The organism is Ralstonia sp. OTU4908 (assembly GCF_038440115.1).
GTDB lineage: Bacteria > Pseudomonadota > Gammaproteobacteria > Burkholderiales > Burkholderiaceae > Ralstonia > Ralstonia pickettii.
This window is the reverse complement of sequence record NZ_JASATD010000005.1, coordinates 138,516-149,975: the sequence shown is the minus strand read 5'-3', so window position 1 is coordinate 149,975 and position 11,460 is coordinate 138,516. Positions and strand designations below refer to the sequence as shown.

The following is an 11,460-nucleotide window of genomic DNA, read 5'->3' as shown; positions in this document are numbered from 1 at the left end:
GGAGCACTTAAAGATTCCAACGGAAGCGATGTCAGTTCCGCTAACGTCAGTCGTTGAGGAATGTTTACTCTGCGTCACGGAAAATTCATGAAGCAATCGGTCGGCACCCAAATGGAAGCGGCGCTATCAGTCGCGCTTGCCCCGTAATAAAAAAGGCGCTGCAATGTTGCAGCGCCTGAAGACGATGGCAGGAGGAGACAACGTGCGCAGCGCATCGCCATAACCAAGAACAGCCACCCTGCTGTGTTCTCACACAAAGAAGGAGGCTACGCTCGTTACAGCGGAAAGTTACAAATAAATTATGACAAAAATTTGTTACATATGTGATTGAAGCACTCTCTCATTGCACTGTCGGTCATCCCCACCCAAAATTGCATTAGAAAAACACCAAGGGGAGCAGCATGCAAGCATGGATTGTTCAGGAGTACCGGGGCTGCTCCATCCATGTGCTGTCGGTGTTGGGGCACCGCTCCAGAGTTGGCTATGCTTACACGGGCTTTGTCTGCGCTCCCAAAACCGGTGCGATGGTCTACCCTCAGCTCGAGCGCTTCCACCATACCGCCGCCGATTTCGATAGCGCTGATGCCGCCATCTCCGCTGGGATACTTGAGGGGCAAGCGATTATCGAGCGTTGGCTCGCTTCGCACGCTGAAGAAAGCGGTTCGCGCAGCGCAACTGCCAACAACACGTCAAGAACAATGCGCGCAGATTGAACTACCCGACCCGAACGACGTCGGCGCTGCTTGCGGCAGGCGGCCTCCGAACCCATGGTGCCTTGCAGCTTGGATTCGAAGCGCTCTAGCGCCTCTGAGGGTCGCCACGCGCCACAATCGTGCAAGGCCATGGAGGTTCGACCTTGGCACCTTGGTGGTCCCGCACCCCACCCGGAGCTGGCGTCTTAGGCGAATACCGCCTGCCTTTTTCCGTTTGTTTTGGCGCGATACATGGCACCGTCGGCCTGCCGCAGCAGGCCAGGTGTATCGAGAGGGCTGTTACCGGCTCGGGCGGGCAACAGGCAGATGCCAATACTGGCTGAAACAGCAACCGAATGCCCGTCAATCGTCTGAATATTGTCCAGCATGACAAGAACGCTGTCGGCAAGTGCTTGTGCTCCAGCCTTGCCGCTCACATCGCGCGCCAGTATCACGAATTCATCGCCCCCCAAGCGCGCGAGCGTGTCGCCACGACGCATTCGCGCTTGCAGGGCGCTGGCGAAGAGCTTCAGCAGCGCGTCTCCCACGGCATGACCGTACGTGTCGTTCACTTGCTTGAATCCGTCCAGGTCAATGAGCAGAAGTGCGGCCTGCCCTGCCTCGGCGTCCTGGGTGTGATACGCCCGCGCGATTTCCCGCTCGAGGCACAGGCGGTTACTGAGGCCCGTCAAGGCGTCCGTCGCTGCCTGCTTTTCGAGCTGGTGCATCGCGTAAAGCAAGCTGCCGGGCTTACCTGTGGCCATGTTCTGCACCACGCTCAGGTCACCGTCCGCGATGAGGTTGGCGATATCGGCGGCATGGGCCGGGTCTGCGCCCAGGCTGTTTCGAATACTGCGGACGATGAGCGCCATCAGCACGGATGCAGCAGTGCCGGCGAGCAGTACCCACATCAAGTGCGCCAGCAGGATTTGGCGGAAAGCCGCATCCACATCGTCGACATAGAGGCCCGCGCAGACCACCCAACCCCAACTCATATCGAGTGGCGCTGACTCAATCCGGCTGAACATTCGCCACTTGGCAACGTTTGCTCGCGCGACACTAGCGCGTACTGTCAGAGTCTGACAGGCACGCTTCAGCGCGATTCCAGCTCTACAATGCCAGCCCCAGGAAGATAGCACTCGGTCCAAACCCGACCGGGAAGAAGGTGCTGGCCAAGCTTGTTTTGGCTCGGCACATACCGTGGACTTTTGCCCACGGCAGACCGTGACAATTTTAGCCCTTGAAACCGTAGCAATTCGTCGGTATATTGATTTATACACGGTCAACCAGTGAAATTTAGCGATACAAATCAAGGGCTTACATAATTCCGATTGAAATGTTCAACGGCAATTTTTCGAGTCCCTGATTCGCCACCAAATACCAAAAAGCCCTGCTTCGGCAGGGCTTTTTGCTTTTCTGCTGCGCCCCGGCCATCGCCAGGGCAGTCGCGTTACGCAAGCAATTCTGCTTGCGCCGGCGCCGCAGCGGCCACCGCCAACACCCAATCGGTCGTCAACGCCGGTTGCGTCACGGGCAGCATATGGCCGCCGTCGATGATGCCCAGGTTCACACGATCGAGCTTCTGCTTGAGCGCTTCGCCCTGACGTTTGACGTTGAGGATGCGGTCACCGCGGCCGTACAGCACATCGACGGGCACCGTCATCGAGGCATAGCGGCGTTCCATGTCGGGCAGATCTTCCGGCGCAGCGACCAGATCCGACGAAGCCGCATAAAACACATGCGGACGCAGCCCAAGCAAGCCGCCGCCCTTGAACGGGAAATCCTTCGGCATGGCCTCGGGCGCGAACACCGCAGCGATGGCCTTGCGGGAATTGATGATCGACAGCGGGATCGCCAGTGTCCATGACACCAGCCTGCGAACCAGCGGCGACGTCAACACCAAGCCCCTGAACGCACCCGGCGGCGTGCTTTCTGCATGCGTGAGCGGCGCAATCAACGCGAGCCGGCGGATAACGTGCGGATGGTTCAGCCCCACCGCAAGCGAAATCGCCCCACCAAGCGAATGCCCCACCAGCACGGGCTTGTCGAGCCCAAGCTGCTCGATGCACTGCGCGACCGTGTGGGCCTGCGCGTAGATGTTTGCCGGCGAATCCGCAGCGCGCACGGATCGCCCTGCCCCCGGTCGGTCGATCACGATCACGCGGTGCGAGCGCGCCAGCCGGTCCATATCCAGGTACGCGAAGTTGCGCAGGTTGCCGCACAGGCCATGAACGAACACGATGGCAGGGCCCGTTCCGCGATCGGTGTAATGCACGCGATCGCCGCCGATATCAATGAACTGACCTTCGGGCGGGAACCCCTTGTTGACGCGGCGAGCGATGAAAAACGTGAACGCAACAGGCGCGAGGATGGCAAGCGCGATGACGCCAAGAACGATGCTGGTCATAGTGTCCCCAAAGCGGGAGGCGGTTAGGCGGGCTGCGCCGCGCCGATCGGCTGGGCACGGCGTTCGAACTGTATGGCACTGTCGGCCAGTGTGCCGAACTTGAGCATCATCAGATCGCGCGCGTAGTTCTGATATGACTTCCACGGCTGCTTGTCGCCCTGCTTGGGCAGGATGGCCGCCGCACGCTGGATGTAGCCGGACGTCAGATCGACGGCGGGTTCGCGGCTCATGGCTTCGTCATCGAGACGCGGCACGCAGGTATCGAAGCCGTTGGACTGCATGTGGTTGAGCAGCCGGCAGACGTACTGCGCGATCAACTCAGCCTTGAGCGTCCACGATGCATTCGTATAGCCGAATGACGACGCCAGGTTCGGCACACCGCTGTACATCATGCCCTTGTACGACACGGTTTCTGCCAGATTCACGGCATGCCCGTCGACAGTGATGGCCGCCCCGCCCAGCACTTTCAATTTGAGCCCCGTGGCCGTGACGATCACGTCGGCATCAAGATGCTCGCCGCTCTTGAGCTGCAGGCCGGTGGCGGTAAAGCGTTCGATTTCGTCGGTCGCAATCGACGCCTTGCCCGCGCGGATCGTCTTGAACAGATCGCCGTCCGGCACGAGGCACAGGCGCTGGTCCCACGGGTTGTAGCGCGGTGTGAGGTGTTTGCGCACGTCGAACCCGGGGCCGATCTGCTTGCCGGCCATGCCGATGATGAACTCTTTGAATGCCTTGGGCTTGCGACGGGCGAGGCTGTAGAAGTACATCGTCAGCAGCACGTTTTTCGTGCGCACCAGCCGGTGAGCGAGACCGGACGGCAGCCAGCGACGCAACGTGTTGGCCACGGCATCCTGCTCGGGCCGCGAGACGATATACGTGGGCGAGCGCTGCAGCATCGTCACGTGCTGCGCGGTGCCGGCCATCGCGGGCACCAGCGTGACGGCCGTGGCCCCGCTACCGATCACCACCACACGCTTTCCCGCATACGAAAGATCGTTCGGCCAATGCTGCGGATGGACGATGCGGCCCTGGAACCTGTCCATCTCGGGCCACGTCGGGGCGTGGCCCTCTTCGTAGTCGTAGTAGCCGCTGCACATGTAGAGGAACTTGCAGGTGAACTGCACCGGTTCCTCGCGCGTGCCATCGCTGCGTAGCGCCTGCACGGTCCAGCGCGCGGCGGCGGAATCCCAGCTCGCGCCCGTCACCTTGTGGCGGAAACGGATGGATTTGTCGATGCCGAACACGCGCGCGGTGTCTCGAATGTAATCGAGGATCGTCTGACCGTCGGAGATGGCCTTGCTGCTGTGCCACGGTCGGAAGCTGTAGCCGAGCGTGAACATGTCGGAATCGGAGCGGATGCCCGGATAGCGGAACAAGTCCCACGTGCCGCCGATGGCTTCGCGCCCTTCGAGGATGGTGAAACGCGCCGACGGGCAGCGCTCGCGCAGGTGATACGCCGCGCCAATGCCCGAGAGGCCTGCACCGACGATCAGCACGTCGACGTCGGTATCCGGTGCGGCTGCCCGATTGCGGGGCACGCCCGGGTTGGCGCTTCGCTCCATCGTCGTGTCCATGCGGTCTCCTGGTTGCAGCCCCGGGGGCGGGATCGGCAAATTTCGCACTAAATGTGGTGTGATTCGTCACCACTTTAATTTTCGAGCGTCCTGACGTCAAATAGCGAAATGGAGAAAACACTTGAAACAGCAGACGCGCCCGCGAAGAAAGGCCGCCCGTATGGCGGTGTGGCGCCGGAGGCACGCGCGGCAGAACGCCGCGATGCACTCATTCGCGCTGGCACGCGCGTGTTCGGCACGGTGGGTTTTCGCAAGGCCACCGTGCGCGCGATCTGTCAGGAAGCGAAGCTCAACGACCGGTACTTTTACGCCGCGTTCGACAGCACCGAAGCCCTGCTCCGCGCGACCTACCAGCAACATGCCGAAGACTTGCGCGCGCAGGTTTCAGAGGCCACCGCCGCCGCTGGCAATACGCTGGAGGCGCGTGTCGACGCCGGCCTGCACGCGTTTTTCGCGTTCTTGCGTGACCCGTGCGCGGCGCGCGTACTGCTGCTGGAAGTGATGGGCGTGAGCCCGGAAACGGACGCCACCTACCAGCGCAACCTGCTGGAATTCGGCAAGCAGATCATGGCGAATGCCGAACTGCCCGGCGCCCCCCTTGAGGACAACGCCGAACAGCGCGCCGACCAGCGCATCCTCGGGTTGGCACTCGTGGGTGCCCTGACCAACGTGGGGGCGGCGTGGCTTCTGACCGGCTATCGAGATCCTGAAGAGAAGATGGTGCGCAACTGCCGGCAAGTCGTGCTCGGCACGTTGCGCGCCATGCTCGGCGTTTAGGCCGATCCTTCCAGCCTGCCAAGTCGAACCACGGTCACGCCGGGGGCCAGATGCCGCAGCGATGGCTGCAGCAGCACGCAGTTGTCGTACGGCGTGACGATTTGCAGCGCTCCATCGGTGGCGATGACGGTGCCGGCGCGCGCGATGATCTCCATGCCGCGATAGTCGTCCGCAAAACGGAACGCCGTGGATTTGGCGACCACCGGATCGGTCACCCGAATGCAACGCACCTCCAGCGCAGGCGCCATGCCCAGCCATTCCGATACTGCTGACGCATCGACGGTGCCCAGCGCCACCAGAAAACGCGCACACGCGTCCAGCGCAACATCCCGGCTCACGTGTTCGAAGTGTTGACCGCATTCGATGAGCAGCGCGTTCTTCGGACTGGCGGCATCGCCGAAGCCGCCGTAGTCGCGCAAGCGGCGACCGGCAGCATGGCCGGCATCGATCATCAGATGCGAAGCCGCACCAACGAGGCGGCCCAATGCGACGCCTTTGGCGTGCGGTCCGGTCAGCATCAGCGGCTCGGCCTTCTCATGCATCGAGTGAATATCGAGCAGGTAATCGACCGTGTCGATCACTGGCCGCAGCTCACGCGCGCGGCGCAGTTCCAGCGAGTTGCCGGGGCCACCAAGCTTGTCTGCAGACCACACGCGATTCAGGTCTTCGTCGATGAAGCGCGTGGCATCCGGGTCGTTGATATCGAAGCGCTCATACGCCTCGACGTTGGCAAATGACAGCGTGAGCCGGCCACGTGCCGGGCGCACGCCGGCCGCCAGCAGCGCATCCACCGCAATCGCGCCGCACAGTTCATTGCCATGCGTGAGCGCGTTGATCATGACGTGCGGGCCCGGCACGCCGCTGTCGGACGTATGGACGTAGTCAATGCCGTGTGTGCCGGTCTTCCAACGGCGGATATCAGGCTTGTGCAACTCGATCGGGTAGACCGGCAGCGTGGCGCGCAGCGCCTCCAGGGTCATCATGCGAAATCCTTCGGTGTGACGAGAAGTCTGTTCAGGTTAAGTGCGCTCGCGCGTGCCCGCGCAGCATCCACAGCGAGGCCAGGCTGATCAGCGTGGTCGCAAACACATAGAAACTTGGCGACGTCTTGATGTGCGTGACACCGATCAGCCAGGTGACGATCAGCGGTGAGAAACCGCCGAAGATCGTCACCGACAGGTTGTAGCTCAGCGCCAGGCCCGTGCCGCGCGTACGCGTCGGAAAGATATCGGCGAGCAGCGCAGGCAGCGGCGCCAGGATGGCGGCCAACAGCACGCCCACAATCGCCTGCATGACCAGCAACGTCCAGAACGTCGGTTGTGCGACCAGCGTGGCAAACATCGGATACGTCGACAGCGCAATCACCACCATCGCAATCGACACCACGCGGATGCTGCCGAAACGATCCGCCATCAGGCCGAACGCCGGTGCCATCACCATCAGCATCGCGCCCGTGATCATCGTGCAGACAAGCGACGCACTGGTCGCGATGTGGAGTTGATTGATGGCATAGGTCGGCATATAGACCTTCTGCACGTAGTTGAATGCGGTGACAGCCACGACCACGCCCGCGCCCAGCAGCAGCCCTGGCAAACCTTGCGTGAGCGTGTCACGCAGCGGCGAGCGCGCTTGCAGCGCAGCCGGCGCTTCCGCCTGCATGGTTAAAAACTCCGGCGTTTCAGGCGTATGGCGGCGGATGTAGACGCCAATCGGGCCGATCAGCAAGCCGAACAGAAACGCCACGCGCCAGCCCCATGACTCCACCTGCGCGGTGGGCAGCGCGTAGGTGATCCACGCGCTCAAGCCCGCTGCCAGCAATGTGGCAAGACCCTGCGTGGCGGCCTGCCAGCTCGCGTTGTAGCCCATGCGCTTGCCGTTGGCGTGTTCGATCATGAACGCCGTGGCCGACCCAATTCTCCGCCGGCCGAAAAGCCCTGCAGCAGTCGCGCCACGATCACGATGGCCGGCGACCACAGACCGATCGACGCGTAGGTCGGTGCAAACGCGATCATCGCCGTGCCCAGCATCATCAGCAGGATCGACCAGGTCAGCGCGGCCTTGCGCCCCACGCGGTCTGCATAACTGCCAAGCACCATCGAGCCGAGCGGGCGCATGATGAACGACACGCCAAACGTCCCGACGGAGAGCATCAGCGAACTCCACGCATCGCCCGTGGGGAAGAACAGCTTGCCGATGGTGATGGCGAAATAGCCGTAGATCAGCAAATCGTAGTATTCGAGCGCGTTACCGACGCTGGCGGCCAGAACGGCTCGCCAGGGTGCGGGATGTCGATGTGCGTCGGCGGCGCGCGCGCCCGCGCTGCTCGCGTTGAGGGTGTGGGCTGGCATGGTTGTCTCCCCGTGGTCTGTGCCGACCCGCCTGGTTTGCCGAACGGCGCTGGCGGGCGAAGGTTGCGGAGGAGTCTAGGGGCCGCGCCGAGGCGGCTTGTGCCGTTTCGGCACAAGGTTGGGCTTTTTGCGACGCGCCTCAGGCGAGATCGTTACGGCCGTGACCGCTGGCGTTATCGACCGCCCGTTGCCACACCTCGTCGAGCAACGCGCTCTGGTTGCTGCGCACGCGCATCATGCGGATGTTGACGTGGATATGCCAGGCGTCGTCGCCAGCGGGGCGCAGTTCACCCGCGTTCAGGTGCGGCCTGGCCAAGCGATACGGCAGCCACGCCATGCCGAATCCGCGCAGGGCCATCTCTTCCACCGCTTCGTAAAAGTCCGCCTGGAACACGGGCTGCAGATACGCCTTCCGATCGGCGGCCGCCAGATGGCTGTCGAGCATCTGCCGCAATGTCAGCCCACGCGCGAAGGCCAGCCATGGAAGCGGTTCTGCAGCGAAGCCCGGCAGCGTGAAGCGCGGGCGGCCGCGCTTGTCGGGGGCGCTCACCGGCACGAGCGTCTCGCTGCCCAGCAGGCAATGGTCGTACTTGCGCGGATCGAGGAGCGCATCGGCCTGCGGGCTGGCGTAGGCGATCAGCAAATCGACCGTGCCATCGGCAAGGGCGAGCACGCCCTCTTGCGTGCCGCCTGTCGTCACGCTGAGCGGAAACACGCCGCGCTGACGCGCCAGCGTTTCGTACCAGCCGGGGACGAAGGTGCGCGCCAGCGTGCGCCCGGTGCCGATCCTGAGCGCCACGGGCAGTTGCGCCTCCCGCAGCAGCAAGCGCACATCGTTCAGGCCGTCCACGGCATTGGCGGCCGCATCCAAAAACAAGCGCCCTGCCGCCGTGAGCGTGACCGGGTGCTCGCTACGCTCGACCAGCGCGGTGCCCACCCATTCCTCTAGCGCCTTGATCCGGCGGCCGAATGCGGGGTGCGTGACGTTGCGGTTCTCGGCGGCGCGGCTGAAGCTGCGCGTCTTGGCGAGTTCCTTGAAGTCTTCCAGCCATTTGATCTGCATGGCGCGTCCGGTCTTGTGTGGTGGGCGTGAGGTCTGCGCATTATCTCCGCAGCCTGCGCGAACAGCCTTAACGTGCGTGCCGTATCGTTATCATCTTGAGCAAACGATCCGCCACGCTTTCATGTCCGCACTTCGCCCGCTCTCCATCGGCATTGCCGGCGCCGGTAACGCCGGCCTCGCCGCCGCCATCGCGTTTGCCCGCCAGGGGCACGAAGTGCACGTCTTCGAAAAGCACCCGCAGTTGACCGCCATGGGCGCGGGCCTGCTGATCCAGCCACAGGGTATTCGGGCGCTGGAGGCACTCGGCGTGGGCCGCGAGCTGGAGGGCATCGGCGCGCCGATCGATCGGCTGATCGGTCTGAACCATCGCGGCTGGCGTCTGCTCGACATCGACTACGCCGAGACGCCTGGCCGCGCCGTCACGCGGCATGCGCTGTCGTCCATGCTCTACGACGCCGCCTTGCATGCGGGCGCAACATTCCACTTTGGTTGCGCGATCCAGCAGTTGCTTGTTGATGGACCACGCGCGCAAGTCGCGCACACGCAGGGCGAATCAGTCTTCGATCTGTTTGTAATTGCCGATGGCGCAGCGTCAGCGCTGCGTGAGCCCGCAGGCCTGGCCGGCCCGTCAAGTACCTATCGATGGGGCACGCTGTGGTTCCAAGGATGGGTGGAGGGCTGGAACCCGCGCGTGCTGCAGCAGCGCTTTCGCGGCACGCGCGAGATGATGGGCCTGCTGCCTACCGACGTAGACGGCACACGTACGCGCCTGTCGATGTTCTGGAGCCTGCCCAGCGATGCCGTCGACGCCTGGCGCCAGGCCGACATCACACAGTGGAAGGCGCATGTCCTCAGCCTGTGGCCGCAAGCCGCGCCCATGGTCGAACAGATCGGCTCGCACGACGATATGCCGTTTGCCGTCTATCGACACACATGGCCGCGCGCGTTGGCCAAACCGCCCTACTGCATCATCGGCGATGCCGCGCACGCCATGAGCCCGCAACTCGGCCTGGGGACCACGCTGGCCGCGCAAGATGCACTCGCACTAGCGGCATGCGTGCAAGTCCATGGTGCCGCCGATGGCGCGCTCGCCTACCACGCCCGTCGCCTGCGCACCGTGCAGGCCTACCAGACACTGAGCCGCGCGCTCACGCCATGCTTCCAGGCGCAATACGGCGGTTGGATGCGAGACGTGGTGTTTGCCACCGGTTTGCGCGTACCCGGTGTCGCCTGGCTGATGAAACGGAGCTTGGCAGAGCCGCCCGCGCGCGATGCCGGATGATGCTGCAGCGGATCAAGCAGCTTGCAGAGGCAGAAGACGCTCCGCTTACACGTCCAGAATAACCAGCGTGCCGGCGCTGCCGGCATCTACGCTGTGCGGCACGCCGGCAGGCACCACATACAGCTCACCGCGCGAGACCGTCACCGCTTCGTCGCCGATGCGCAGGCGAAGCTCGCCATCGATCACCAGCAGGCCTTCGGCATAGTCGTGCACCTCGTTGGGATACGACGTGCCGTCCATGCGCAGCACCTTGAAATTGGCGCTACCAAAACGCTCCATCACGCGAGACGACCATGCGCGCGGCAGCGTTTCGGCCTCTGCATTGAGATTGAAAAACGGCACGCTGGCCTCGCCCAGAGAAAGAGAAACGCCGAGCATAACAGCCGATGAAACAATAAGGGCGCCCAATTCCATTGCTGGACGGGCACCCTCACTGCGCGCCGATGGGCTCGGGCTTAAGCGTCGTACGATGCGATATCCATCTCGGACAGCGCATTCATGTCGTTCGCCGGTTTGAGATGGTCGACGCGATAGCCGTGCTTGTACACCGCCACCAGGCGCACCTCGTTCACCGGCTCGATATTCAGTTTCATGCGGATGCGCGACACGTGGCTATCGATCGTGCGCGTGTATTCCGATGAATTGCGGCCCCACACCTGCCCGAAGATGTGGTCGCGCGACAGCGTGCGGCCCACGTTCGAGAACAACAGCAGCGCCAGCTGGAACTCGATGCCGGTCAGCGTAACGGGTTCGCCGTGCAGGGTGATCTGTTGGCGCTGCGTGTTGAAGTGGTACGGCCCGACGGCGAATGGCAGGCGACCATACGGAATGGGATAGGCACGGCGCAGCAGCGCGTCGACGCGCGCACGCAGCTCGGCAATGCGGAACGGCTTGGCGATGTAGTCATCTGCGCCGTGCGTGAGCGCGCGCACAAGGCTTTTCTCGCCTTCTTCGGCCGTGACAAAGAGCACCGGCAACACTTCTTTATGACGGCTGCGCACGACGCTCAGTACGTCGATCCCGAGCATGCCAGGCGTATGCCAGTCGAGGATCAGCATGTCGTACGACGATCGGCCCAGCATGCGCAGCAAGGTCGCACCGTCGGTGAAGGTCACCACGTCGTGGCCGGACTGGGACAGGATCTGGACGATGACTTCGCTTTGGAAGGGATCGTCTTCAAGCAAGGCGATACGCATGTTCGGCTCCATGAAAATTCGCACATGCGTCGCGGCGGGTGCGGAATTGATGGCGCTTATTCAAGCGCGTTCGACGCGTTCCGTTGCATGTGTTACGTGGCAGCAATTTTCATGGCGAGGT

At 63.1% G+C, this 11,460-nt stretch carries 10 protein-coding genes and 1 pseudogene; 3 read left to right on the top strand and 8 right to left on the bottom strand.

The features are described 5' to 3' along the window. Positions 1-401: 401 nt before the first annotated feature. On the top strand, positions 402-713 hold the full coding sequence (locus tag AAHM38_RS06735) for a hypothetical protein (protein ID WP_024973601.1): 312 nt from the start codon (positions 402-404) through the stop codon (positions 711-713). Positions 714-898: 185 nt separating this feature from the next. Here AAHM38_RS06735 and AAHM38_RS06730 read toward each other — a convergent pair whose 3' ends face one another. From AAHM38_RS06730 to AAHM38_RS06720, 3 genes are all read right to left on the bottom strand, one after another. After that, complete coding sequence (locus AAHM38_RS06730; RefSeq protein ID WP_080693839.1) at positions 899-1,720, bottom strand: GGDEF domain-containing protein; 822 nt, start codon at positions 1,718-1,720, stop codon at positions 899-901. Between the two features lie 422 nt (positions 1,721-2,142). Beyond that, positions 2,143-3,099 (bottom strand): alpha/beta fold hydrolase, encoded by a 957-nt coding sequence (locus AAHM38_RS06725; RefSeq protein WP_116575896.1) that lies wholly within the window; start codon positions 3,097-3,099, stop codon positions 2,143-2,145. Between the two features lie 23 nt (positions 3,100-3,122). Further along, complete coding sequence (locus AAHM38_RS06720; RefSeq protein ID WP_012761236.1) at positions 3,123-4,673, bottom strand: flavin-containing monooxygenase; 1,551 nt, start codon at positions 4,671-4,673, stop codon at positions 3,123-3,125. A gap of 108 nt (positions 4,674-4,781) precedes the next feature. Here AAHM38_RS06720 and AAHM38_RS06715 point away from each other — a divergent pair, with 108 nt between their 5' ends. After that, complete coding sequence (locus tag AAHM38_RS06715) at positions 4,782-5,450, top strand: TetR/AcrR family transcriptional regulator (RefSeq protein ID WP_012761235.1); 669 nt, start codon at positions 4,782-4,784, stop codon at positions 5,448-5,450. On the opposite strand, the gene AAHM38_RS06710 is transcribed toward AAHM38_RS06715, so the two are convergent. The 3 genes and pseudogenes from AAHM38_RS06710 to AAHM38_RS06700 all read right to left on the bottom strand — a co-directional run bounded on the left by AAHM38_RS06710 (position 5,447) and on the right by AAHM38_RS06700 (position 8,861). Further along, on the bottom strand, positions 5,447-6,433 hold the full coding sequence (locus AAHM38_RS06710; RefSeq protein ID WP_116575895.1) for a M14 family metallopeptidase: 987 nt from the start codon (positions 6,431-6,433) through the stop codon (positions 5,447-5,449). The two genes, AAHM38_RS06715 and AAHM38_RS06710, sit on opposite strands and share 4 nt — an antisense overlap. Positions 6,434-6,464: 31 nt before the next feature. Continuing rightward, positions 6,465-7,798, bottom strand: a pseudogene (locus AAHM38_RS06705) (MFS transporter). Between the two features lie 139 nt (positions 7,799-7,937). Beyond that, complete coding sequence (locus tag AAHM38_RS06700; protein ID WP_116575894.1) at positions 7,938-8,861, bottom strand: LysR family transcriptional regulator; 924 nt, start codon at positions 8,859-8,861, stop codon at positions 7,938-7,940. Between the two features lie 121 nt (positions 8,862-8,982). On the opposite strand from AAHM38_RS06700, the gene AAHM38_RS06695 reads away from it, so the two are divergent. Continuing rightward, on the top strand, positions 8,983-10,143 hold the full coding sequence (locus tag AAHM38_RS06695; RefSeq protein ID WP_116575893.1) for an FAD-dependent oxidoreductase: 1,161 nt from the start codon (positions 8,983-8,985) through the stop codon (positions 10,141-10,143). Positions 10,144-10,188: 45 nt separating this feature from the next. Here the strand turns inward: AAHM38_RS06695 and AAHM38_RS06690 are convergent, their stop codons facing one another. Next, positions 10,189-10,521 carry a cupin domain-containing protein gene (locus AAHM38_RS06690; protein WP_116575892.1) on the bottom strand — a complete coding sequence of 111 codons (333 nt, stop codon included), beginning with the start codon at positions 10,519-10,521 and terminating at the stop codon, positions 10,189-10,191. A 77-nt stretch (positions 10,522-10,598) separates the two neighbouring features. Next, on the bottom strand, positions 10,599-11,339 hold the full coding sequence (locus AAHM38_RS06685) for a response regulator transcription factor (RefSeq protein WP_116575913.1): 741 nt from the start codon (positions 11,337-11,339) through the stop codon (positions 10,599-10,601). Between the last annotated feature and the right edge of the window lie 121 nt (positions 11,340-11,460).

Excerpts from the sequence above, each read along its gene's own strand:
- AAHM38_RS06735 (WP_024973601.1), top strand. The coding sequence starts at position 402 with ATGCAAGCATGGATTGTTCAGGAGTACCGGGGCTGCTCCATCCATGTG.
- AAHM38_RS06730 (WP_080693839.1), bottom strand. The coding sequence starts at position 1,720 with ATGTTCAGCCGGATTGAGTCAGCGCCACTCGATATGAGTTGGGGTTGG.
- AAHM38_RS06725 (WP_116575896.1), bottom strand. The coding sequence starts at position 3,099 with ATGACCAGCATCGTTCTTGGCGTCATCGCGCTTGCCATCCTCGCGCCT.
- AAHM38_RS06720 (WP_012761236.1), bottom strand. The coding sequence starts at position 4,673 with ATGGACACGACGATGGAGCGAAGCGCCAACCCGGGCGTGCCCCGCAAT.
- AAHM38_RS06715 (WP_012761235.1), top strand. The coding sequence starts at position 4,782 with ATGGAGAAAACACTTGAAACAGCAGACGCGCCCGCGAAGAAAGGCCGC.
- AAHM38_RS06710 (WP_116575895.1), bottom strand. The coding sequence starts at position 6,433 with ATGATGACCCTGGAGGCGCTGCGCGCCACGCTGCCGGTCTACCCGATC.
- AAHM38_RS06700 (WP_116575894.1), bottom strand. The coding sequence starts at position 8,861 with ATGCAGATCAAATGGCTGGAAGACTTCAAGGAACTCGCCAAGACGCGC.
- AAHM38_RS06695 (WP_116575893.1), top strand. The coding sequence starts at position 8,983 with ATGTCCGCACTTCGCCCGCTCTCCATCGGCATTGCCGGCGCCGGTAAC.
- AAHM38_RS06690 (WP_116575892.1), bottom strand. The coding sequence starts at position 10,521 with ATGCTCGGCGTTTCTCTTTCTCTGGGCGAGGCCAGCGTGCCGTTTTTC.
- AAHM38_RS06685 (WP_116575913.1), bottom strand. The coding sequence starts at position 11,339 with ATGCGTATCGCCTTGCTTGAAGACGATCCCTTCCAAAGCGAAGTCATC.